This is a genomic window from Pseudomonas algeriensis, from assembly GCF_048847255.1.
Taxonomy (GTDB): Bacteria; Pseudomonadota; Gammaproteobacteria; order Pseudomonadales; family Pseudomonadaceae; genus Aquipseudomonas.
In genome coordinates, this window is the sequence record NZ_JBKKRK010000002.1 from 194,819 (window position 1) to 218,296 (window position 23,478).

At 61.1% G+C, this 23,478-nt stretch carries 23 protein-coding genes; 11 read left to right on the plus strand and 12 right to left on the minus strand.

Annotation, left to right across the window (positions count from 1 at the left end; translation table 11 throughout):
• Positions 1–308: 308 nt before the first annotated feature.
• Positions 309–494: a hypothetical protein gene (locus tag ACLK1G_RS03720; RefSeq protein WP_420764192.1), complete on the plus strand. Its 186-nt coding sequence runs from the start codon at positions 309–311 to the stop codon at positions 492–494.
• Between the two features lie 45 nt (positions 495–539).
• Here ACLK1G_RS03720 and ACLK1G_RS03725 read toward each other — a convergent pair whose 3' ends face one another.
• From ACLK1G_RS03725 to ACLK1G_RS03765, 9 genes are all read right to left on the minus strand, one after another.
• Entirely contained in the window at positions 540–839 is a 300-nt protein-coding gene (locus ACLK1G_RS03725) for a type II toxin-antitoxin system RelE/ParE family toxin (RefSeq protein ID WP_420764193.1), read from the minus strand.
• On the minus strand, positions 802–1,065 hold the full coding sequence (locus ACLK1G_RS03730) for a CopG family ribbon-helix-helix protein (RefSeq protein WP_420764194.1): 264 nt from the start codon (positions 1,063–1,065) through the stop codon (positions 802–804). Before ACLK1G_RS03730 ends, ACLK1G_RS03725 begins: the two co-directional genes overlap by 38 nt.
• A 145-nt stretch (positions 1,066–1,210) precedes the next feature.
• On the minus strand, positions 1,211–2,635 hold the full coding sequence (locus tag ACLK1G_RS03735) for a gamma-aminobutyraldehyde dehydrogenase (protein WP_420764195.1): 1,425 nt from the start codon (positions 2,633–2,635) through the stop codon (positions 1,211–1,213).
• Between the two features lie 146 nt (positions 2,636–2,781).
• On the minus strand, positions 2,782–3,594 hold the full coding sequence (locus ACLK1G_RS03740) for an ABC transporter permease (RefSeq protein WP_420764196.1): 813 nt from the start codon (positions 3,592–3,594) through the stop codon (positions 2,782–2,784).
• Positions 3,584–4,531, minus strand: a complete 948-nt coding sequence (locus ACLK1G_RS03745; protein ID WP_420764197.1) for an ABC transporter permease — start codon at positions 4,529–4,531, stop codon at positions 3,584–3,586. The genes ACLK1G_RS03740 and ACLK1G_RS03745 overlap by 11 nt, the downstream gene beginning before the upstream one ends.
• A gap of 1 nt (position 4,532) precedes the next feature.
• Positions 4,533–5,570: an ABC transporter ATP-binding protein gene (locus tag ACLK1G_RS03750; protein WP_420764198.1), complete on the minus strand. Its 1,038-nt coding sequence runs from the start codon at positions 5,568–5,570 to the stop codon at positions 4,533–4,535.
• 202 nt (positions 5,571–5,772) lie between these two features.
• On the minus strand, positions 5,773–6,924 hold the full coding sequence (gene ydcS, locus ACLK1G_RS03755) for a putative ABC transporter substrate-binding protein YdcS (protein ID WP_420764199.1): 1,152 nt from the start codon (positions 6,922–6,924) through the stop codon (positions 5,773–5,775).
• Between the two features lie 82 nt (positions 6,925–7,006).
• Positions 7,007–8,464 (minus strand): gamma-aminobutyraldehyde dehydrogenase, encoded by a 1,458-nt coding sequence (locus ACLK1G_RS03760; protein WP_420764200.1) that lies wholly within the window; start codon positions 8,462–8,464, stop codon positions 7,007–7,009.
• A 97-nt stretch (positions 8,465–8,561) separates the two neighbouring features.
• Entirely contained in the window at positions 8,562–9,476 is a 915-nt protein-coding gene (locus tag ACLK1G_RS03765) for a LysR family transcriptional regulator (RefSeq protein ID WP_420764201.1), read from the minus strand.
• 185 nt (positions 9,477–9,661) lie between these two features.
• Between ACLK1G_RS03765 and ACLK1G_RS03770 the strand changes: the two genes are divergently transcribed.
• From ACLK1G_RS03770 to ACLK1G_RS03805, 8 genes are all read left to right on the plus strand, one after another.
• Positions 9,662–10,372 (plus strand): tellurite resistance TerB family protein, encoded by a 711-nt coding sequence (locus ACLK1G_RS03770; protein WP_420764202.1) that lies wholly within the window; start codon positions 9,662–9,664, stop codon positions 10,370–10,372.
• 392 nt (positions 10,373–10,764) lie between these two features.
• Positions 10,765–11,860 (plus strand): peptide chain release factor 2 gene (prfB, locus tag ACLK1G_RS03775; protein WP_095963568.1). Its coding sequence is split into 2 segments (ribosomal slippage): positions 10,765–10,836 and positions 10,838–11,860, totalling 1,095 coding nucleotides; the frame shifts between segments, so codons are not numbered across the junction.
• A 107-nt stretch (positions 11,861–11,967) separates the two neighbouring features.
• A complete protein-coding gene (gene lysS, locus ACLK1G_RS03780; RefSeq protein WP_420764203.1) occupies positions 11,968–13,470 on the plus strand; it encodes a lysine--tRNA ligase in 1,503 nt (500 codons plus the stop codon).
• Positions 13,471–13,571: 101 nt separating this feature from the next.
• Positions 13,572–14,288: a TetR/AcrR family transcriptional regulator gene (locus ACLK1G_RS03785; RefSeq protein ID WP_420764204.1), complete on the plus strand. Its 717-nt coding sequence runs from the start codon at positions 13,572–13,574 to the stop codon at positions 14,286–14,288.
• Between the two features lie 89 nt (positions 14,289–14,377).
• Positions 14,378–14,932 carry a hypothetical protein gene (locus tag ACLK1G_RS03790; RefSeq protein ID WP_420764205.1) on the plus strand — a complete coding sequence of 185 codons (555 nt, stop codon included), beginning with the start codon at positions 14,378–14,380 and terminating at the stop codon, positions 14,930–14,932.
• 37 nt (positions 14,933–14,969) lie between these two features.
• The gene (locus ACLK1G_RS03795; protein ID WP_420764206.1) at positions 14,970–16,247 is read left to right on the plus strand and encodes a flavohemoglobin expression-modulating QEGLA motif protein; all 1,278 of its coding nucleotides are present in this window, start codon (positions 14,970–14,972) and stop codon (positions 16,245–16,247) included.
• A gap of 144 nt (positions 16,248–16,391) precedes the next feature.
• Entirely contained in the window at positions 16,392–17,297 is a 906-nt protein-coding gene (locus ACLK1G_RS03800) for an alpha/beta hydrolase (protein ID WP_420764207.1), read from the plus strand.
• Positions 17,294–17,623, plus strand: coding sequence for a PA3694 family proteiin (locus ACLK1G_RS03805; RefSeq protein WP_420764208.1), 330 nt, complete (start codon positions 17,294–17,296; stop codon positions 17,621–17,623). Before ACLK1G_RS03800 ends, ACLK1G_RS03805 begins: the two co-directional genes overlap by 4 nt.
• 186 nt (positions 17,624–17,809) lie before the next feature.
• On the opposite strand, the gene lptF is transcribed toward ACLK1G_RS03805, so the two are convergent.
• The 3 genes from lptF to ACLK1G_RS03820 form a co-directional block, all read right to left on the minus strand.
• Positions 17,810–18,601, minus strand: coding sequence for a lipotoxin F family OmpA-related lipoprotein LptF (lptF, locus tag ACLK1G_RS03810; RefSeq protein WP_420764209.1), 792 nt, complete (start codon positions 18,599–18,601; stop codon positions 17,810–17,812).
• 49 nt (positions 18,602–18,650) lie between these two features.
• Positions 18,651–19,064 carry a DUF4398 domain-containing protein gene (locus tag ACLK1G_RS03815; RefSeq protein ID WP_014336761.1) on the minus strand — a complete coding sequence of 138 codons (414 nt, stop codon included), beginning with the start codon at positions 19,062–19,064 and terminating at the stop codon, positions 18,651–18,653.
• Positions 19,065–19,350: 286 nt separating this feature from the next.
• Positions 19,351–19,695, minus strand: a complete 345-nt coding sequence (locus tag ACLK1G_RS03820; protein ID WP_420764210.1) for a pilin assembly protein — start codon at positions 19,693–19,695, stop codon at positions 19,351–19,353.
• A 176-nt stretch (positions 19,696–19,871) separates the two neighbouring features.
• Between ACLK1G_RS03820 and ppc the strand changes: the two genes are divergently transcribed.
• A complete protein-coding gene (ppc, locus tag ACLK1G_RS03825) occupies positions 19,872–22,502 on the plus strand; it encodes a phosphoenolpyruvate carboxylase (RefSeq protein WP_420764211.1) in 2,631 nt (876 codons plus the stop codon).
• 289 nt (positions 22,503–22,791) lie between these two features.
• A complete protein-coding gene (gene adk, locus ACLK1G_RS03830) occupies positions 22,792–23,439 on the plus strand; it encodes an adenylate kinase (RefSeq protein WP_420764212.1) in 648 nt (215 codons plus the stop codon).
• Positions 23,440–23,478 lie beyond the last annotated feature (39 nt).

The following is a 23,478-nucleotide window of genomic DNA, read 5'->3' on the forward strand; positions in this document are numbered from 1 at the left end:
GAAAAAGGAGTTCGGACATGCCTTTGGCCAAACGCGACGAACGTAAGAACAGATACCTGAGAGCTGGATCGGTTCACCGAGGCGCAAAATCATAGGGGAAATGCGAGCTTGGAGAGACAGGAAAGCGTGACCTGGTCAAAATTTCTTACAGTTATTTCCTTTTTTATGAACATTTTGGGTTTTTTTGACTAATTACTCTAAAACTCCCTTTTCACCCGATGAATCCTCCCTATTCTTGAGTGTGAAGCACGATGTAACCGGTTCACCGGGCGCTATCAGGTCAACTCGACGTAACAGAAGGACAAGTCATGACGAAAATACAGGGCCTTACCGAAATGCTGGGAATCTTCCCGGGCCTGATCAACGCGCGCAAGAAACGCCGGCTCAGCCGGGAAGAATTGAGATTGGTCGAACGGTACCGGGAGCTGTCGGAAAGCGACCGGATCGCCATGCGCTACCTGCTGGATGCGATGCGCAGTGTTTCGCGATTTTGAATACCGATGGAGATCGGCGGCTGGGTCGGGAGGTGTTAGTCGGCGTTACTGCTCTGACCAGTCCTGGGGGCGCTCGGTGCGCTGGTGCAATACTCGCAGGACCTGCAGTTGCCCATGCAAGAGTCGGTAAGGGGCAAAAAACGGATAGCGCGTCAGCATCAGCTCTCGGATATCGGGAGCAGGTGAGGGACGACCCGAGCCAGGAAAACGCTGCAGTTGTTGCAACGTTTCAAGGATCGTGAGGACGACCTCATCAGCATCGTCCGGGCCGATAGCGTGGGAGTAATATTCATGGATCGAGTCGAGGTCACTCTGTGCTTTGTCGGTCAGTACGATGTTCGGCACGCTTTGCCCACTTAGCCTTCACGGCGTCCAGGTCGGTCAGATGTCCAGCATCGGCATCCGCCATGCCTTCGCTGATCGCTTGCAGATGCCACGATTCGGCTTCCACATATCGAACCAATGCACGCTTGAGGTGATATTGACGGTCGCGGTCGGTGGCGGCAGCCAGCAAGTCCAATTGCTGGGCCAGACCTTCCTCGACACGAAAGGACAAAACGGGCGAGGCCATGGTTCATCTCCTGGATGTATACATTGTAGACACCCTAGGCGCTGCCAGAATCTCCGTCAACCGGCGGCGTGCACCGATCGACGAAAACCTTAGCAGGACGAACGCGGGGCAGGCATGGGCATGTGTTGCCAACGTTGTCTTTACATCAGTGCTTGAACATCACATGCCGCACCACCGTGTAATCCTCCAACCCATACATGGACATGTCCTTGCCGTAGCCAGAACGTTTCTGACCGCCATGGGGCATTTCGCTGACCAGCATGAAGTGGGTATTCACCCAGGTGCAGCCATATTGCAGCCGCGCCGAGAGGCGATGGGCGCGGCCGATGTCGGTGGTCCATACCGATGAGGCCAGTCCGTAGTCCGAATCGTTGGCCCAGGCCAACACTTGCGCTTCATCAAGGAACGGCGTGACGGACACCACCGGGCCGAAGACTTCGCGCCGGACGATTTCGTCATCCTGCTGTGCATCGGCCAGCACTGTCGGTTCGAAAAAGAAACCGTTGCCTTCTACCGCCTTGCCCCCGGTGACCAGGCGGATGTGGGGCTGGGCAATGGCTCGCTCGACGAAGGCGGCCACTCGGTCACGATGCTGGGCAGTGATCAGCGGTCCCATCTCGGTGTCGGGCTCGTTCTGCAGACCGTACTTGATGCTGGCGACGGCGGCGCCGAGTTTCTCGACAAACTTGTCGTAGATGCCTTGCTGGGTGTAGATGCGGCAAGCGGCGGTGCAATCCTGGCCAGCGTTATAGAAGCCGAAGGTGCGGATGCCTTCCACCGCAGCGTCGATGTCGGCATCATCGAAAATGATCACCGGCGCCTTGCCGCCCAACTCCATGTGCATGCGTTTGACGCTGTCGGCGGTACTGGAAATGATGTTCGAGCCAGTGGCGATGGAGCCTGTGAGGGATACCATGCGCACTTTCGGGTGGGTGACCAGCGGGTTGCCCACGGTTTGCCCGCGGCCGAAGATCACGTTGAGCACGCCCGCCGGAAATATCTCTGATGCCAATTCCGCCATGCGCAACGCTGTCAGCGGCGTCTGCTCCGACGGCTTGAGCACCACCGTGTTGCCGGCGGCCAGGGCGGGGGCGATTTTCCAGGCAACCATCATCAACGGGTAATTCCACGGTGCGATGGACGCGATGACGCCCACCGGGTCGCGACGGATCATAGAGGTGTGGCCCGGCAGGTATTCGCCGCCCGCCGAGCCGTTCATGCAGCGACTGGCGCCGGCAAAGAAGCGGAACACGTCGGCGATTGCCGGGATTTCGTCGTTCAGCGCGGCGTTGAACGGTTTGCCGCAGTTATCCGATTCCAGTTTCGCCAGTTCCTCGCCATGGGTCTCGATGGCGTCCGCCAGCTTGAGCAGCAACAGGGAACGGTCCCTGGGCGGCACCTGCGACCAGGATTCGAAGGCGTTGTCGGCAGCGCGGACCGCGGCGTCGACCTGGGCCTCGCTGGCTTCGTTGATTTCCACCAGCACCCGGCCCAGGGCCGGATTGAAAACGGCCTGGCCAGGGCCCTCGCCGTTGACGAGGTGGCCGTTGATAAGCAGTTTGGTTTGCATGTCCATGTCCTCTTGAACGTTAGTGCTTTTCTGTGGGAGCGAGCCTGCTCGCGAAGGCGTCCTTGCAGCCGACATCTGTGTTGAGCGCTGGTCAGTCATCGCGAGCAGGCTCGCCCCCACAGGGGATAATCATCTTGGCGGCGAATCTATTTCCCACCGCTCCCCGCCACGCTTTCGCCACCACGGGTCAGGTAATACGCGCCGAGGATCGGCAACATCGTGACCAACATCACCAGCATCGCCACCACATTGGTTACTGGGACGTCGCGAGGGCGGCTGAGCTGGTTGAGCAGCCAGAGCGGCAAGGTGCGCTCGTGGCCGGCGGTGAAGGTGGTGACGATGATTTCATCGAACGACAAGGCAAACGCCAGCATCCCTCCGGCCAGCAGGGCCGATCCCAGGTTGGGCAGGACGATGTAGCGAAAGGTCTGCCAGCCGTCGGCGCCCAGGTCCATCGAGGCTTCGATCAGACTATGGGACGTGCGGCGCAGGCGGGCGATGACGTTGTTGTAGACGATCACCACGCAGAAGGTTGCGTGGCCGACGATGACGGTGAACATCCCCGGCTCGATGCCCAGGCTCTTGAAGGTCGCCAACAGCGCAATGCCGGTGATGATCCCCGGTAGGGCAATCGGCAGGATCAACATCAGGGAAATGCCTTGTTTGCCGAAGAAGTCCCGGCGATACAGCGCCGCCGAGGCCAGGGTGCCGAGCACCATGGCGATCAGCGTGGCGACAGCCGCCACTTGCAACGACAACTTGATCGCTTCCAGCACGTCCGGACGCGAAAAGGCCACGCTAAACCATTTCAACGTCAGGCCCTTGGGCGGGAAGCTGAACGCGGCGTCTTCGGTGTTGAAGGCATAAAGGAAGATGATCAGGATCGGGAAGTGCAGGAACACCAGCCCGCCCCATGCCGCGATGCGCAGGCCCCATGACGCTCGAGAGTCAGAGTGCATCGAAAGCCCCCAGTCGCTTGACGATGGAAAGATAGATGGCGATCAGCACGATGGGCACCAGCGTGAATGCCGCGGCCATGGGCATGTTGCCGATGGCGCCTTGCTGGGCGTAGACCATGCTGCCGACGAAGTAGCCCGGCGGGCCCACCAGTTGCGGCACGATGAAATCCCCCAGGGTCAGCGAGAAGGTGAAGATCGAGCCGGCCGCGATGCCTGGGACCGACAGCGGCAGGATCACCTGCATGAATGTCTGGTGTGGACGGGCGCCCAGGTCCGCCGAGGCCTGCAGCAGCGATGGCGGCAGGCGTTCCAGGGATGCCTGGATCGGCAGGATCATGAACGGCAGCCAGATGTAGACGAAGACCAGGAAGCGCCCCAAGTGCGATGTGGACAACGTGCTGCCGCCCACGCCGGGAATCTCCAGCGCCCATTGCAGCAGCGGCCCCAGGCCCAGGTGCTGGACGAACCATTGCGCCACGCCGCCTTTGGCCAGCAACAGCGTCCAGGCATAGGCCTTGACGATATAGCTGGCCCACATCGGCAGCATCACCGCGATGTAGAAGAACGCCTTGGTCTTGCCGCTGGTGTGGCGCGCCATGTAATAGGCAATCGGGAACGCAACCAGGGCGCTCGCGATGGACACGGCAATCGCCATGGTCAGGGTGCGAGCGATGATGTCGAAATTCGATGGCTGAAACAGTGCTGAAAAATTCGCCAGGGTCAGGTCCGGCGTGACCGCCATGGTGAAGTCGTCGAAAGTGTAGAAGCCCTGCCAGAGCAGGGTCAGCAACGAACCCAGGTAGATCGCGCCGAACCAGATCAGCGGAGGCACCAGCAGCATCGACAGATACAGATTCGGTCGTCGGTACAGCAGATTCGAAAAGCGCCGCAACGCCGAGCCGTGCGTCGCTGTTTGAGTCATGGCCAGGGTGCTCATCTCAGACCTCGCTGCCGACGGTGTCGTGCAGGGCAACCATCGCCTCGCGGGCCCAGCGCACGGCCAGGTGCTGGCCGGCCTGATGCCGGGTGCCGTTGTCGCTCCACTGGGTGTTGGCCTGGCTGAGACTCAGGGTCTGGCCGTTTTCCAGCTTCAATTCGTAGCGTGTCGCGCTGCCTTGGTACTGGATGTCATGGAGCAGGCCATTGACCTCTATTTCATGACTCGCCAGCGGTCCTTCGGCAAAACGCACGTGTTCCGGACGAATCGAGAACGGCTGTGGATAACCGCTCAGTTGTCGGGCCAGTTCGCCGCGGATCACGTTGGAGGTGCCGACGAATTCGGCAACGAAGGTGGTGGTCGGTTTCATGTACAGGTTGCGCGGCGTATCGACCTGTTCAATGCGGCCCTTGTTGAACACCGCCACGCGATCGGACATCGACAACGCTTCGGTCTGGTCATGAGTAACGAAAATGAAGGTGATGCCCAGCTGCCGTTGCAGCTTCTTCAGTTCGCCTTGCATCTGTTCACGCAGCTTCAAGTCGAGGGCGCCCAGCGGCTCGTCCAGCAACAATACCCGGGGGCGATTGACCAACGCACGGGCCAGGGCGACACGCTGGCGCTGGCCGCCGGAAAGTTGCACCGGCTTGCGCTCGCCGTAGCCGCCCAGGGCTACCATCTCCAAGGCTTCGTCGGCGCGCTTGATGCGCTCGGCCTTGGCGACGCCTTTGACTTTCAAGCCATAGGCCACGTTGTCGCGCACATTCATATGGGGGAACAGGGCGTAGTCCTGGAAAACCGTATTCACGTCCCGCTGGTAGGGCGCAAGACCCACGGCTTCTTCACCGTGGATACGGATCGAACCGGCGCTGGGTTGCTCGAAGCCTGCGATCAGCCGCAGGCAGGTGGTCTTGCCGGAGCCGGAAGGGCCCAGCATGGAGAAGAACTCGCCGTCCTGGATGTCGATGGAGACCCGATCGACGGCCTTCACATCGCCGAACTGACGGGACACATGGGTGAACTGGACTGCAAGTGTCATGGTGCGGGGCTCCACAAAACGGGGCTAAGTACTAGCGGTCGGGCAGGAACCTGTGGCGAGGGGATTTATCCCCGCTGGGCTGCAAGGCAGCCCCAAAGCAGGCGACTCAATCTGCCTGATACCCTGAGACGTCAGTGTTGGGGGCGCTTCGCGCCCCAGCGGGGATAAATCCCCTCGCCACAAAAGCACTGTCGGGCTGCGGTTAACGCCCACCCATGATCGCTATGTAATCCTGGGTCCAGCGGCTGTACGGTACAAACTTGCCACCCTCGGCCTGGGGCGTTTTCCAGAAAGCGATCTTGTCGAACTGATCGAAACCGTTGGTCTTGCAACCTTCGGCGCCCAGCAGTTCGCTGCCTTTGCACGCCTCGGGCACGGCAGGCAAGGAGCCGAACCATGCGGCCACGTCACCCTGGACTTTCGGTTGCAGCGACCAATCCATCCACTTGTAGGCGCAGTTGGGGTGCTTGGCCTCGGCGTGCAGCATGGTGGTGTCGGCCCAGCCGGTGGCGCCTTCTTTGGGAATGGTCGAGGCGATTGGCTGTTTCTCGTTCATCAAACCGTTGACCTGATACGGCCAGGCGCCGGACGCCACCACGCCTTCGTTCTTGAAGTCGCTCATCTGCACGGTGGTGTCATGCCAGTAGCGGTGAATCAACGGTTGCTGGGCCCGTAGCAATTGGAGCACAGCCTTGTACTGGGTTTCGTCGAGCTGGTACGGGTCCTTGATACCCAGTTCAGGTTTGGCGGTCATGAGATAAAGCGCCGCGTCGGCGATGTAGATCGGGCCGTCGTAGGCCTGCACGCGCCCCTTGTTCGGCTTTCCGTCGGGCAGGTTCTGGGCTTCGAACAGCACGCTCCAACTGGTCGGTGCCTGCTTGAATACCTGGGTGTTGTACATCAACACGTTTGGGCCCCACTGGTAGGGCGTGCCGTAGGTCTGTTGATTGACCACATACCACGGCGCGTCTTTGAGGCGCGGGTCGAGGTTTTTCCAATTGGCGATCAGCGCGGTGTTGATCGGCTGCACGCGTTTGCCGGCAATCAGCCGCAACGAGGCATCGCCCGAAGCAGTGACGAGGTCATAGCCGCCCTTGCTCATCAGGCTGACCATTTCATCGGACGTGGCGGCGGTTTTCACGTTGACCTTGCAGCCGGTTTCCTTTTCGAAACCGGTGACCCAGTCATAGGCCTTGTCGCTTTCACCGCGTTCGATGTAGCCCGGCCAGGCGACGATATCCAATTGGCCTTCGCCGGCACCAATGGCCTTGAGCGGTTCGGCGGCCTGGACGCTGACGCTGGTCAGCAGCGCCGTGGTGATTGCACTGAGCAATACGGTCTTGTGCGCGTACATGGAAATCCCTCTTGCTTTAATTATGGTCGGGGCAGTTTTTTGAGAACGTGTCGCTGGTTATTGTTTTAGCTTAGCTGCAAGCTCAAAGCTCCCGGCCATGCCGGGCCATGATATGGCGCACCACGCTGTAGTCCTGAAGCGAGTCGCTGGACAGATCCTTGCCGTAGCCCGAGCGTTTCAAGCCGCCGTGGGGCATCTCGCTGACCAGCATGAAATGGCTGTTGATCCAGGTGCAGCCGTATTGCAGCCGTGCCGCCACTTGCATCGCCTTGTCCAGGTTCTGGGTCCATACCGAGGAGGCCAGGCCATATTCCGAATCGTTGGCCCAGTCCACCGCTTGGCTGAGCTCGTCGAAGCGGGTCACGGTGACCACCGGGCCGAACACTTCCCGTTGGACGATCTCATCGCTTTGCTTGCAGCCGGCCAGCAGCGTCGGCTGATAGTAGAAACCGGCCCCGGAATGCACCGCCGCACCGGTGATGCGTTCGATGTGCGGCTGGCCAAGGGCTCGCTCGACAAAACTGGCGACACGGTCGCGCTGGCGCACGCTGATCAGCGGGCCGATTTCATTGTCGGCGTCGCGCTTGCCGGCAAAGCGCAGGCTGCCGACCGCCGCGCCGAGTTCCGCCACCAGCCGGTCGTGGATACCGGCCTGGGCGTAGATCCGGCAGGCGGCGGTGCAATCCTGTCCGGCGTTGTAATAACCATAGGTGCGCACGCCCTCGATCACCGCTTGGAGATCGGCGTCGTCACAGACAATCACCGGGGCCTTGCCACCCAGTTCCAGATGCGTGCGCTTGAGGGTTTTCGCCGCCGCCTGAAGGATCTTCTGGCCGGTGACGATATCGCCGGTCAGCGAGACCATGCGCACCTTCGGATGGCTGACCAGATGGCTGCCGACGCCTTCGCCGCCACCGCAGATGATGTTGATGACGCCGGGCGGCAGGATCTCGGCCAGTATTGGCGCCAGGGCCAGGATCGACAGCGGCGTGTGCTCGGAAGGCTTGAACACCAAGGTATTGCCAGCGGCCAGGGCCGGGGCGATCTTCCAGGCCGCCATCATGATGGGGTAGTTCCACGGCGCGATGGAGGCCACCACGCCGATCGGGTCGCGGCGCACCATGCTCGTGTAGCCCGGCAGGTATTCACCGCTGAGCTGGCCGGTCTGGCAGCGCACCGCGCCGGCAAAGAAACGGAACACATCCACCGTGGCGCTCAAATCATCCTGGCGAGCCAGGTGCAAGGGCTTGCCGCAGTTCAAGGATTCGAGACGGGCCAGGTGATCGGCATTTTTTTCGATGGCGCTGGCGATTTCCAGCAACAGGTTCGAGCGTTGTTGCGGCGTGGTACGTGACCAGCCGCCGAAGGCGTGATGAGCCGCGAGGATCGCGGCTTCGACCTGTTCGATACTGCCCTCGGCGATTTGCGCAACCACTTCACCCGTGGCCGGGTTGAGAATCGGCTCGACAAAACCCTCGCCGGCCGCCAATTCTCCGTTGATCAACAACGCGGTACACAACGGGGTTTGCGTGCCAGCCATGTTTTATTTCTCGAGTTGTCAGCAGTCTTGAGGATTCAGCAAGACTAGTGCGCACTCGCAAGGCCTACAAATTCGAAATACTCAACGCTGCGTTCGATTAAATCGATGGCTTGCGTCCGCCATGGGATTGTTCCCGAGCGACCGCCAGGAACGGGTCGACCGAGGCCGGGCGTGCAGTTCCCCGGCGCCAGGCCAGCCCGACATCCAGCGTCTGGTTGAGGTCGGCGATGGGGCGCGCCTCGATGATGTCGCCTTCCAGCGACCAGGGGCGGTAGGTCATGTCCGGTTGGATCGAAACACCCAGGCCGGCCGCCACCAGGCTGCGTACCGCTTCGGTCGAGGCTGTGCGCAGGGTGATTTGCGGTTGCAGGCCGGCGCCGCGCCAGAGGCGTTGCGCGTTGCGGTCCATTTCATCGACGTTCAATTGGATCAGCTGTTCCCGGGCGACATCCGCCAGGTGGATGCTGTCGTTTTCAAGCAGCGGATGCTGCGCCGGCAACCACAAGCGATGGGGTGAGTGGGTCAGCACTTCGGTCTGCAGGGCGTGGCGGTCTTCCAGGTTGGAGAGGATCAGCACGCCGACATCGATCTCGCCGCTGACCAGCAGATGCTCGATGTAGGGACGTTCGTCCTCCATAACCCGGATTGCCACATTGGGGTAGGCGCGCTGGAAACGGGTCAGGAGATCCGCCAGGTAGTAACCGGCGACCAGGCTGGTCACGCCGATGGTGATCTGGCCGGCCACCTGGTCGGTGCTTTGCTGCAGGCTACGCTTGGCGTTATCGACCGTGGCGAGAATCAAATGGGCCTGGCGCAGGAACTGGTGTCCCTGGTGGGTCAGCGTCATGCCTTTCGCGTGGCGGTTGAACAGGCTGACGCCGATTTCCTCTTCCAGTTGCTGGATTGCCAGGGTCAAGGTCGATTGGGAGATGAATGCGGTCTGCGCGGCGGCGGAGATCGAGCCGGTCTCGGCCACCGCGATGAAATGACGGATCTGGCGCAGGGTCATCATGACGCACATCCTGAGATCGGATTTATCGAGACCTTGAAGTGTATATCGTTTTTATCGAATGTTGCCGGCGAGACTCTGGTTGCCCAGGCAACATCTCGAAGCAATGTGACCAGGGGAAGTAGGGCACTTTCGTTCTAGGCTGAGGGCCTTATGATCCGGTTAACCCGAATGCGTGGAGGCGGCAAATGAACACCCGTGGATTGCTCGATCAGTTACTCAAGTCCGGTCAGGAAATGTTGCAGAACAAGGCCGGCGGTTCGCAAGGCAAGCCATCCAGCGGCCTGGGCGGTTTGCTCGGCGGCTCCGGCAACCTGGGCGGCATGCTGTCCGGCGCGGGGGGCGGGGCGCTGGCGGCGAGCGCCATGGGCATGCTGCTGGGCAACAAGAAAGCCCGCAATTTTGGTGGCAAGGCGCTGGCTTATGGTGGCCTGGCTGCCCTGGGCGTGATTGCCTACAAGGCTTACGGCAATTGGCAGGCCCAACAGGGCAACGCGCCGAAAACCGAGCCGCAGACCCTGGACCGCGTGCCGGCGGCGCAAGTCGAGCAACACAGCCAGGCGATCCTCAAGGCCCTGGTCGCGGCGGCCAAGGCTGACGGCCATGTGGATGACCGAGAGCGGCAGTTGATCGAAGGCGAATTCACCAAGCTCGATAACGACCAGGAGCTTCAACACTGGCTGCATGCCGAGCTCAACAAACCGCTGGACCCCACCGACGTGGCACGTGCCGCAAGCACGCCGGAAATCGCCGCAGAGATGTACATCGCCAGTGTGATGTTGGTGGACGAAGAGAATTTCATGGAAAAGTCCTACCTCGACGAACTGGCGCGGCAGTTGAAGCTGGAGCCGGGGTTGAAGGCGGAACTGGAAAAGCAGGTGCGCCAGGCGGCTGCCTGATCTGTTCGTACAGTAATTGGAAGAGTTGAAACTATACCTGTGGAGGGTTGCTGCGGGATCAGTCCCAGCCGTCGCTGCTGATCCTCCGACCTTCCGGCCGGCAATCGGGTGGGGAGTTAAATAGGTTTGCGGGGGAAAGATGCTTTTCGTGGCGAGGGAGCTTGCTCGCGCTGGGTTGCGCAGCAGCCCTAAAATGGCTCCCTCGGTCAACCTGACACACCGAGCCAACTGGTTTCAGGGGCGCTGCGCGCCCCAGCGGGAGCAAGCTCCCTCGCCACAGGGGCCGTAAGCTGAATCTCATTGCCCCTAAAGCCGCCAGGCGGGCTGCCGCTGGCGTTTGATTACGTTATACTCGCCGGCTTTCAAAAGTTCGCCAACGAGTGCTGCCCGCCATGGAAATCAACCCGATCCTGAACACTATCAAGGACCTGTCCGAGCGCTCCGAAACTATTCGGGGGTATCTTTGACTACGATCAAAAGCATGAGCGCCTGACCGAAGTCAATCGCGAGCTTGAAGATCCGAATGTCTGGAACAACCCTTCCTACGCCCAGGAACTGGGCCGCGAGCGTTCTGCGCTGGCGCAGATCGTCGAGACCCTGGACGAATTGTCCAGCGGCCTGGCCGATTGTCGCGACCTGCTGGACATGGCTGTCGAAGAGAACGACGAAGGCGCGGTCGGCGATGTCGTCGCCGAACTGACTCGCCTGGACGAGAACCTCGCCAAGCTGGAATTCCGTCGCATGTTCAGCGGCGAGATGGACATGAACAACGCCTACCTGGACATCCAGGCCGGTTCCGGCGGCACCGAAGCCCAGGACTGGGCCAACATCCTGCTGCGCATGTACCTGCGCTGGGCTGACAAACGCGGTTTCGACGCCACGATCATGGAACTGTCCGCCGGCGAAGTCGCCGGGATCAAGGGCGCCACCGTGCACATCAAGGGCGAATACGCCTTTGGTTGGCTGCGGACCGAGATCGGCGTGCACCGCCTGGTACGCAAGAGCCCGTTCGACTCCGGCAACCGGCGCCACACCTCGTTCTCGGCGGTATTCGTCTCTCCGGAAATCGATGACAACATCGAAATCGAGATCAACCCGGCCGACCTGCGCATCGACACCTACCGCTCCTCCGGTGCCGGTGGCCAGCACGTAAACACCACCGACTCGGCCGTGCGGATTACCCACGTACCGACCAACACGGTGGTGAGTTGCCAGAACGAACGTTCCCAGCACGCCAACAAAGACACCGCGATGAAAATGTTGCGGGCCCGCTTGTACGAGCAGGAAGTGCAGAAGCGCAACGCCGCGTCCCAGGCGCTGGAAGACACCAAGTCCGATATCGGCTGGGGTCACCAGATCCGTTCGTACGTGCTCGACGCCTCGCGGATCAAGGACTTGCGTACCAGCATCGAACGCAGCGACTGCGACAAAGTGCTCGATGGCGACATCGATGAATACCTGATCGCCAGCCTCAAGCAAGGGCTGTAACGCGACACCCACGCGGTGGGCAGGCACGCTTGCACGCAAGCGAGGCCTGCCCGCAAACTCCGGCCCGGGGCCGGGGGCAACGAACCTGTGATGGAATCCTTAAAGACATGAGCGACCTAGAACTCGACCCGCAAGCCCTGCAACAGGAAGAAAACTCCCTGATCGCCCTGCGCAAGGAAAAGCTTGCTGCCGAGCGCGAGAAGGGCCAGGCTTTCCCCAACGACTTCCGCCGCGACGCGTATTGCGACGTCCTGCAGAAGAAGTACGCAGACAAGACCAAGGAAGAGCTGGCCGAGGCGGCGATTGCGGTCAAGGTTGCCGGTCGCATCATGCTCAACCGTGGTTCGTTCATGGTGATCCAGGACATGACCGGCCGCATTCAGGTCTACGTCAACCGCAAGACCCTGCCGGAAGAAACCCTGGCCGCCGTCAAGACCTGGGACCTGGGCGACATCATCGCCGCCGAAGGCACCCTGGCCCGCTCCGGCAAGGGCGACCTGTACGTCGAAATGACCAGCGTGCGCCTGCTGACCAAGTCCTTGCGCCCGCTGCCGGACAAGCACCACGGCCTGACCGACACCGAGCAACGTTACCGCCAGCGCTACGTCGACCTGATCGTCAACGAAGACGTGCGCCAGACCTTCCGCGTGCGTTCGCAAGTCATCGCCCACATCCGCAGCTTCCTGATGAAGCGTGACTTCCTGGAAGTCGAGACGCCGATGCTCCAGACCATCCCTGGCGGCGCGGCGGCCAAGCCGTTCGAAACCCACCATAACGCCCTGGACATGGAAATGTTCCTGCGTATCGCCCCGGAGCTGTACCTCAAGCGCCTGGTGGTCGGCGGCTTCGAGAAAGTGTTCGAGATCAACCGCAACTTCCGTAACGAAGGCGTTTCGACCCGGCACAACCCCGAGTTCACCATGCTCGAGTTCTACCAGGCCTATGCTGACTACGAAGACAACATGGACCTGACCGAAGAACTGTTCCGCGAACTGGCGCAGTTGGTCCTGGGCAGCACCGATGTGCCATACGGCGACAAAGTGTTCCACTTCGGCGAGCCGTTCGTGCGCCTGTCGGTGTTCGATTCGATCCTCAAGTACAACCCGGAAATCACTGCGGCTGATCTGCAGGACATCGACAAGGCCCGCGCCATCGCCAAGAAAGCCGGCGCCAAGGTGCTCGGCTTCGAAGGCCTGGGCAAGCTGCAAGTGATGATTTTCGAAGAACTGGTCGAGCACAAGCTGGAGCAGCCGCACTTCATCACCCAGTACCCGTTCGAAGTGTCGCCGCTGGCCCGTCGCAACGACGAAGACCCAAGCGTGACCGACCGCTTCGAGCTGTTCATCGGTGGCCGGGAAATCGCCAACGCCTATTCCGAGCTCAATGACGCGGAAGACCAGGCCGAGCGCTTCATGGCCCAGGTAGCTGACAAGGACGCGGGCGACGACGAAGCCATGCACTACGACGCCGACTTCGTCCGCGCGTTGGAGTACGGCATGCCGCCGACCGCAGGTGAAGGCATCGGCATCGATCGCCTGGTGATGTTGCTGACCAACTCACCGTCGATCCGGGATGTGATCCTCTTCCCGCACATGCGGCCCCAAGCGTAATGGTCTGAATCAAAAAGCCGCCTCGATGGGCGGCTTTTTATTGCCTGTCTGGTACAAACGTATCAATTGGTTACTTCTGAAATAGCGAGGAAACACCTGTCGTGAATCGTGCAATGGCTCCAGAAGGTGCAGCGGGCGTCGCCACTGCTGTCGCTGAAAGTGTTCAGTACCAGGGTCGCAAGGCCAGCCGACAGGGCAGTGAACAGCGCCGCCAGGACATTCTCGACGCGGCCATGCGCATCGTCGTGCGCGATGGCGTGCGGGCCGTGCGACACCGCGCGGTGGCCGCCGAAGCGGGCGTGCCGCTGTCGGCCACCACTTACTACTTCAAGGACATCGACGACCTGCTCACCGATACCTTCGCCCAGTACGTGGAGCGCAGCGCGGCGTTCATGGCCAAGCTGTGGACCAACAACGAGGGGCTGCTGCGTGAAATGGTCGCCTACGGGGACGGCAGCGCCGAGTCGCGCTCGCAATTGGCCGACGACATTGCGCGGATGACCGCTGATTATGTGCAGCATCAGTTGCAGAGTCGTCGCGACTATTTGATGGCCGAACAGGCCTTCCGCCAGGAAGCGCTGCTCAACCCACGCCTGGCGGAACTGGTTCGTTCTCATCAACGAATCCTGCTCCATGGCACCTGTCAGTTTTTCCAGGTGTTGGGCTCGCGCGAGCCGCAACAGGATGCCAAAGTGTTGACGGCGATTATCGGTCGGATGGAATATCAGGGCTTGCTCAATGGCGCCGAGCCTGTCGCTGAAGAAGACATGCTCGGCATCCTGACCCGCTACATGCACCTGGTACTGGCGTCGGTGTAGCCCTTATTGGGGTACAACAGGTCCCCCGTGGCGAGGGAGCAAGCTCCCTCGCCACAAAAAACAAAGCGCTGAAGCCATAGGGAGTTCCAATGAAAGCCTGGCATGCCGTTGTACTGGCCGTGTCGTTGCTGCTGCTCACTGGGTGCCTGGTGTCGTTCAAGGCGCCGTTGCCCGACAGCGAAGCCGCGCCCAAGGGCCTGCTCGGCCAATGGACCAGCACCAACGCCTGGGGCGAGCCGTTGAACCTGGAGCTGACGCAAGTCGGCAAGCACCGCTACCAGGCCATCAGCTACTTCAGGGCCAAGCCCCGAGAGCGCGAAGCCATTCCCGTGACGGTCTCCCGACACGGCAGCCGCTGGTACCTGTCGGCCAAGGTGCCGGCCCGCTATGGCGGACATTTCGTCATCGCCGGTTTCGAACTGACCGACAAACAGGAACTGGTGGTCTACAACCTGGACATGGAACAGATCAACCAGGCCATCGGCCAGAAGCTCCTCAGTGGCCAGCCGAACCCAAGCGAAGAGGGTGATGGCGTGCTGGTGGACAGCGACATGGTCAAGGTGTTCAGCTACCTCGACGACCCAGCCAATTCCGACGTGTTCTCGGAAGCCGTGCGCTATCAGCGACTGGCCAAATCCCAATAACTGCTACAAGCGGACGTTTTTTTCACAGGAGTTCCGGGTGGACGATTACCAGCAGACGATACGCACCTTGTCCGATCGCATTGTGCTGGCGCAGACGCCGATTCGAATCCTCGACGCGGTGAAGTGGGACGAGAACATCCGCAAAGGTTTTCTCAAGACCAAGGGCAAGGAAATGCCCGCCGTGGACCGCGACTATTATCTCAACCGACCGCTGTCGTTCGATTCCAGCAAAGTGAAGCTGGAGTTTCAGAACATCGAGCGCGACATCACCCGCCAGCTCGGGCAGTTCAACCCGGTTGGCCAGATCATGCGGCGCATGTGCAAGGAATACCGCATGGTGGTGCGCATGCTCGAAGCGCGCGGCACCGAGGACTTCGGCCTGATTTCCCAGGAGCTGTATGGCGCGGCGTCCGACGCCTTCCACGCCGGTGACCCGACCCTGGCCGACCTGGGGCTGATGCTGTCCGATTACCTGAACAACATCGATGGCCGTGGCGACCTGAAGGACGAGCCCAAGGTCCTCAGCGCCAAGGAAGCCGTGAGCCTGTTGCAGCATCGCCTCAACCGGGTGTTCGGCGAAGCCGAGGAAACGATCCGCGTGTTCGAGTCCGACGGGATCGTGGCCGACGCGGCGGCGGGCGCCGACTATATCAAGATCCGCACCGACGCGATGTTCAACGAGCGTGATGTGCGCGCCCTGGAGGTCCATGAAGGGCTGGTGCACGTCGGCACCACCCTCAACGGCCTGAACCAGCCGATCTGCACCTTCCTGTCCAAGGGCCCGCCCTCGTCGACAGTGACCCAGGAAGGCCTGGCGATCCTGATGGAGATCATCACCTTCGCGTCTTACCCGAGTCGCTTGCGCAAACTCACCAACCGCACTCGTGCCATTCATATGGTGGAAGAGGGCGCCGATTTCCTGCAGGTCTACGAGTTCTTCCGTGAACAGGGCTTTGAAATGGCCGAAAGCTACGGCAACGCCAGTCGGGTTTTCCGTGGTTCGGTGCCGACCGGTCTGCCATTTACCAAAGACTTGTCCTACCTCAAGGGCTTCATCATGGTTTACAACTATATTCAGCTGGCCGTGCGCAAAGGCAAGCTGGAGCAGGTTCCGTTGCTGTTCTGCGGCAAGACCACCCTGGAGGACATGCGCACGTTGCGCCAGTTGGTGGATGAAGGCCTGGTCGTACCGCCCAAGTACCTGCCCGACCAATTTCGCGACATGAACGCGCTGTCGGCCTGGATGTGCTTCTCCAACTTCTTGAACCACCTGAGCCTGGACCGGATCGAAGCGGATTATTCCAATATCCTTTAACCACACCAACAATCCCTGTGGGAGCGAGCTTGCTCGCGATAGCGACAGGACAGTCAATACAGCTGTGACAGACAAAAAGCAAAAGCGAGCAAGCTCGCTCCCCCAGGGGACTGCGTTCACTTCTGACTTGCGAGGCTTCACCGGATGCGAACCCTCGGCATCATGTGCCTGCTGTTGACCCTGACCGGTTGCAGCTCCCTGTTGTTCTACCCCGAACGCGGGCTGCCGTTTACCCCCAAGCGGGCCAACCTTGAATACCGCGACGTCACCCTGACCACCGCCGATGGGCTGAAGCTGCGGGGTTGGTGGCTGCCGGTGAAGCCGGGTGTAGAGGTCAAGGGCACGGTGCTGCATCTTCACGGCAATGGTGGCAACCTGGCCTGGCACCTTGGCGGGAGCTGGTGGTTGCCGGAGCAGGGTTATCAAGTCTTGATGGTCGATTACCGTGGCTATGGCGTTTCCGAAGGCGAGCCGAGCCTGCCGGCGATCTACCAGGACATCGACGCCGCGTTCAATTGGCTCGACCAGGCGCCGGAAGTGCGGGGCAAGCCGTTGGTGCTGCTCGGCCAGAGTCTCGGTGGCGCGCTGGCGGTGCATTACCTGGTCGAGCACCCGCAGCGCCAGCAGCAGCTCAAGGCCTTGGTGCTCGACGGCGTGCCCGCCAGTTATCGTGATGTAGGGCGTTTCGCTCTTGGCACCTCATGGCTGACCTGGCCACTCCAGGTGCCGCTGTCGTGGCTGGTGCCGGACGGCGACAGCGCCATCGGCTCGATCGCGCAATTGAACGGCGTACCGAAACTGATCTACCACAGCCTCGACGATCCGATCGTGCCCCTTTCCAACGGCATCCGCTTGTATCAAGCTGCGCCGCCGCCACGGGTGCTGCAACTGACCCGTGGCGGGCATGTGCAGACCTTCGCCGACCCAACCTGGCGAACCGTGATGCTGCGCTACCTCGACGACCCCCGGCACTTTGACGGCCTGCGCCGCCTGGGCGAAATTCCGAATTACCCGAAATCACCCGTTGAATCACCTGAGAATCCGCAATGAGCGAAGAACGTAACGCCATCCCCCTGATAATCACAGGAATCTGCAGCATCCTCGGCACCGTCGCGGCGCTCTGGTACTACGGCTACCTGCATTTCGCCAAGCCCGAGGATGCGTTGCTGCTCAACGAGTTCACCATGCTCAAGACCGTGCCGGGGGAGGACTACAAGGTTTCCCTGGAGCCGGCGCCGCAAGTGGCCCAGTGCATCGATGGCGTGCTGGTGTTGTTCGACACCGAACAGAAAGGCCTGACCGGTGTGCTGATCAACGAGAAGAAGCGCGCGGTGCGCTGCATGGGGCAGGAGACCCCACAAAAACTTCAGCCTTAAGCGAGACCCCTGTGGGAGCGAGCTTGCTCGCGATAGCGGTGGTTCAGCAGCATTGATAGTGCCTGACACTCCCCTATCGCGAGCAAGCTCGCTCCCACGAGGATCGTGTGCAGCCAAATAAATTTGATCATAAAAAAGCCCCGCCTGATTGAAGTCAGGCGGGGCTTTTGAGTTGCAGTCAACCGATCAGTTGGCGCTCATGGTCGAACGCGGGGCGACGGGCTGGTTGTCGTTGGAGATGGTGACCTCCACGCGACGGTTCATGGCGCGGCCCGAGACGCTGGTGTTGTCGGCGACCGGGAATTCCTTGCCGTAGCCCTGTGTCACGATGCGGGCCGGGTCGACGCCCATTTTCACCAGGGCGGTGCGCACGGAGCTGGCGCGGCGTTCGGACAGCGATTGGTTGTAGGAGTCCGAACCGGTGCTGTCGGTGTAGCCTTCGATGATCACCTTGCGATCCGGGTTTTCCTGGAGGAACTGCGCCAGTTTGCTCACGTTAGTCATGCCGCTGGTACGCAGGTCCGACTTGTTGGTGGCAAACAGCACGTCGCCGAAGGTCACCAGCGTACCGCGCTCGGTCTGCTTGGCGTTGAGGCTGTCCTGCAACTGCTTGATCTGCGCGTTGCGGGCTTCCAGCAGTGCGCGGGCGCGTTCGTCACCGGCGTTTTTCAGCTCGGCTTCGGCGTTGCGCAGGGCAATGGTCTGCTTGGCCACTTCGACACGCTGGTTGGTCAGGTAGGCCAGTTGGTCGACCTTGGCTTCGTCCTCGTTATCCATGTAGGCCTTGTCGGCCTTGGCGAGAAAATCGGCAGCGTCCTTGGTTTCCAGGGCCGCGACCTTGGTGGCCGCCGGGTCGGCCTGCAAGCCGTTGTAGTTGGTGCGCGCCTGTTCCAGGTTCGCGTTCGGATCGTGGGAGCAAGCGGCCAGGGCTACGCAGGCGGCAAGCAGGGCGGGCATCATGAAATGTTTGTGCGTCATAGTCTGTCGTCCTTTTATCAATGAGAAGTGCGTCGTGGCTCGAACCGGGTCACTGGACCTTGTTCATGCCTTCCTGACGCAGTTCCTGAACCCCTTTCTGGGAATCCTTGAGAGCCTGTTCGGCCTTGGCGGCCTGGGCCTTGCGCTCGGCGACGCGGGCATCCCATTCGGCCTGTTCGGCCAGACGCTTGGCCTCTTCGTAATTCTCGTCGTGCATGGCGATCTCGGCCTGCTTGAGCTTGTCCTGGGCCGATTTCATTTCCACGGCGGCAAACTCGGTGCCGCCAGCGCTGACGGCGCTGTTGACCGCAGATTGCGTGACCGCGTATTGCTCCGAAGGTGGGTTGCCGGCACAACCGGCCAGAATGAAGCTGCTACCGATAGCCAGGGCAGCCAACTTCAGGCCGCGCAGGCCAGTGGATGAGGGTTTGGCAGTGCAGGTATTCATAGGCTTCAACTCCATTGGAAAACTCCTGAAAAAAACACCATTCCATGCTGGGACCGAAGCCGTGACGTCTGTTTTGGCGCTGGCGCCAGGGCGCGTTTTTTTAAACGGCCGTTCCAGTATGGTTATTCGGTGTGACCCGAGGCGTTTTTCAAAAGTTCAGGCAAGGATGGCCATTCGCCAAAAGAAATACTGACTGATTGGTCAAGCGCCAAAAAGCTGAACTTTCAAGGCGGGCAGCGGTATTCCAGCGCGACTGGGACAGGCTCCGCGCTGGAATTTCGCACGCTGGAACGGGCGGCAATCAGTGTTTGGATTTGTCGCTGTGGGAGGAAAGTTCGCGCAGATGACGGCGTGACAGCGCGAGAAAACGTGGCGTCGGGCCCACGTCTTCATACAGCGGATCACCTTCCTCATCGGTCGATACGACTTGCGATCCCTTGACGTAGGGGAAGCTGGCTTCCAGCTCTTCCAACGCGGCGCCGATCAGCTCCCCGAGCAGTTCTTCGGGCTGACGCTTGGGATACATGTCGCAGATGGCCGCCAGGCGCGCAGCGGCCTCTACATCGAGATGAATCGTGTAGCCGGTCTGGGTCAGGCGACCCTTGGCATTTTCTTCCCAATGCTGGGCAAGCTCACGGATTTTCATGATGACCTCAATAGCCCTGCTTATGGCAGGCGCGACAGTGACAAGCCGTTGTGTGGCTTATCTTGAGACTAGCTTTGTCCGACAAGGTTTAATGTCCCTTCGTCGCTTGTCATAAACGATCAGCATCGGCACTCTCTCCTACAAAGCTGTCCGGACCTTTTGCTGGAGAACTGCTGATGACCGATATCGATGCCCGCCTGCGCGAGGATGTCCACCTGCTCGGCGAATTGCTGGGCAACACCATTCGCGACCAGTACGGGGACACCTTTCTCGACAAGATCGAGCAGATCCGCAAAGGCGCCAAGGCGGACCGACGTGGTTCCATGGACGCCGAACTGAGCGCCAGCCTCAATCAGTTGAGCGAGGAGGAATTGCTGCCGGTCGCACGAGCGTTCAACCAGTTCTTGAACCTGGCCAACATCGCTGAGCAATACCAATTGATTCATCGGCGCGAAGAATCCAAGCCTGCGCCGTTTGAAGCGCGAGTGTTGCCCGAGTTGCTGGCACGCTTGCGCGCCGAAGGCCACAGCGCCGAATCGCTGGCCCGGCAGTTGGGCCGGCTCGATATCGAGTTGGTCCTCACCGCCCACCCCACGGAAGTCGCCCGGCGTACGCTGATCCAGAAATACGACGCCATCGCCGCGCAACTGGCGGCCCAGGATCACCGTGACCTCACCAGTGCCGAGCGCGCGCAGATCCATGAGCGCTTGCAAAGATTGATCGCCGAAGCCTGGCACACCGAAGAAATCCGCCGCACCCGGCCCACGCCCGTGGACGAGGCCAAGTGGGGCTTTGCGGTGATCGAGCATTCGCTGTGGCAGGCCATCCCCAATTACCTGCGCAAGGCCGACCAGGCCCTGCACGCCGCCACCGGGCTGCGCTTGCCGCTGGAAGCCGCGCCGATCCGCTTTGCCTCCTGGATGGGCGGCGACCGGGATGGCAACCCGAACGTCACCGCCGCGGTCACACGCGAAGTGCTGTTGCTGGCGCGTTGGATGGCGGCGGACCTTTATCTGCGCGATGTCGATCACCTGGCGGCAGACCTCTCCATGCAAAAGGCCAGCGAGGCCTTGCGCGCCCAGGCCGGTGACAGCGCCGAACCCTATCGCGCGGTACTCAAGCAATTGCGTGAACGCCTGCGGGCCACCCGCAACTGGGCCCAGGCCTCCTTGAAAGCCACTACGCCGGCCTCTTCCGAAGTGTTGCAGGACAACCGCGAACTGCTCGATCCGCTGGAGTTGTGCTATCAGTCCCTGCACGAGTGCGGCATGGGGGTGATTGCCGACGGGCCGCTGCTCGATTGCCTGCGCCGCGCGGTGACCTTCGGGCTGTTCCTCGTGCGCCTCGATGTGCGCCAGGATTCGACGCGCCACACGATGGCCATGACCGAGATCACCGATTACCTCGGGCTTGGACGCTATGAAGACTGGGACGAAGAGCAGCGCATCCGTTTTCTGCTGGATGAGCTGAATAACCGACGTCCGTTGTTGCCGCCGCATTTCAAACCGTCGGCCGACACTGGTGAGGTCCTGGCGACCTGTCGGGAAGTCGCGGCGGCGCCGGCGGCGTCCCTGGGTTCCTACGTGATCTCGATGGCCGGTGCCGCTTCCGATGTGCTGGCAGTGCAATTGCTGCTCAAGGAAGCCGGCGTGTTGCGGCCGATGCGGGTGGTGCCGCTGTTCGAAACCCTCGCCGACCTGGACAACGCTGGGCCGGTGATGGAGCGCCTGCTGGCGTTGCCGGGTTATCGCTCGCGCCTGCATGGACCCCAGGAGGTGATGATCGGCTATTCCGATTCAGCCAAGGACGCCGGGACCACGGCGGCGGCCTGGGCACAGTATCGAGCGCAGGAGCGACTCGTGGACATCTGCCGCGAGCAGCAAGTCGAACTGCTGTTGTTTCATGGTCGCGGGGGTACGGTAGGCCGTGGCGGTGGCCCGGCGCACGCGGCGATCCTGTCGCAGCCGCCAGGTTCGGTGGCGGGGCGGTTCCGCACCACTGAGCAAGGCGAAATGATTCGTTTCAAATTCGGCCTGCCGGACATCGCCGAACAGAACCTCAACCTTTATCTCGCTGCGGTGCTGGAAGCGACCCTGCTGCCACCGCCGCCGCCCACGCCAGAATGGCGCCATTTGATGGACGAATTGGCCGCTGACGGTGTCAGTGCCTACCGCGCGGTGGTGCGGGAAAATCCACAATTCGTCGAGTATTTTCGCCAGTCCACGCCGGAGCAGGAGTTGGGTCGTCTGCCCTTGGGCAGCCGTCCGGCCAAGCGTCGCGCCGGGGGGATCGAGAGCTTGCGGGCGATTCCGTGGATCTTCGGCTGGACCCAGACCCGCCTGATGCTGCCAGCCTGGCTCGGTTGGGAAACCGCCCTGGGCAAGGCGCTGGAGCGCGGCGAGGGTGAATTGCTGGGGCAGATGCGCGAACAGTGGCCGTTCTTCCGCACCCGCATCGACATGCTGGAGATGGTGCTGGCCAAGGCCGACGCCGATATTGCCCAGTCTTACGATGAGCGTCTGGTGGAACCGGCATTGCTGCCGTTGGGCGAGCATTTACGCGACCTATTGTCGCAGGCCTGCTCGGTGGTCCTGGGGTTGACCGGCCAGTCGCAGCTACTGGCACATAGCCCAGATACCTTGGAATTCATTCGCCTGCGCAACACTTACCTCGACCCCTTGCACCTGTTGCAAGCCGAACTGCTGGCACGGTCGCGGCAGCAGGACGTTGCCCAAGGCAGCCCCGTGGAACAGGCATTGCTGGTGTCTGTAGCCGGGATCGCCGCCGGTTTGCGCAACACCGGCTGACGTCGGGTCGTTACCCGCGACAACTCGCCCGGCTCGTCCGGGCGTAGCCGTTTATGGAGAACGGCAGGTCGGCCAGGCGACAGTTTGTTGTCAGGTTGCGACTCTCGCCACCTCGTACGAAGGTCGCGTTCGACGCGGGTTCCTCCGACTTTCGGCGGCTTGTGTGGGTCGGGCCTGCTGTGTATCTTGATCAGCCTTTGGCCGTTTGGGCGGCCACGATCCTGTTTTCCGAGATTGGCCCCACGAGGCGAATCCGAGCGTTTACATAAAAAAATTGAGGAGCACATCGATGCGCGTCATTCTGCTGGGAGCTCCCGGGGCCGGTAAAGGTACTCAGGCAAAGTTCATCACCGAAAAATTCGGTATCCCGCAAATCTCCACCGGCGACATGCTGCGTGCGGCGGTCAAGGCCGGCACCGAGCTGGGCATCAAGGCCAAGAGCATCATGGATGCCGGCGGCCTGGTGTCGGATGACCTGATCATCGCCCTGGTCAAGGATCGTATCGCTCAACCTGACTGCGCCAATGGCTTCCTGTTCGATGGTTTCCCGCGCACCATTCCACAGGCTGAAGCCCTGGTGAGCGCCGGCGTCGAGCTGGATGCAGTCGTTGAAATCGCCGTCGAGGACGAAGAAATCGTCCAGCGCATCGCCGGTCGACGTGTTCATGAGCCGTCCGGCCGTGTCTATCACACCGTTTACAATCCTCCAAAAGCCGAAGGCAAGGACGATGTGACGGGTGAAGAACTGGTGCAGCGCAAGGACGATACCGAAGAAACCGTGCGTCATCGCTTATCGGTCTACCACTCCCAGACCAAGCCGCTGGTGGATTTCTACCAGAAGCTGTCGGCTGCCAACGGCAAGCCGAAATACAGCCATATCGAAGGCGTCGGTTCGGTTGAGGCCATCACTGCCAAAGTGCTTGCGGCCTTGAGCTGAAAAGTCTGATCGGCAGCAACAACTACGGCCCGCTTGCGG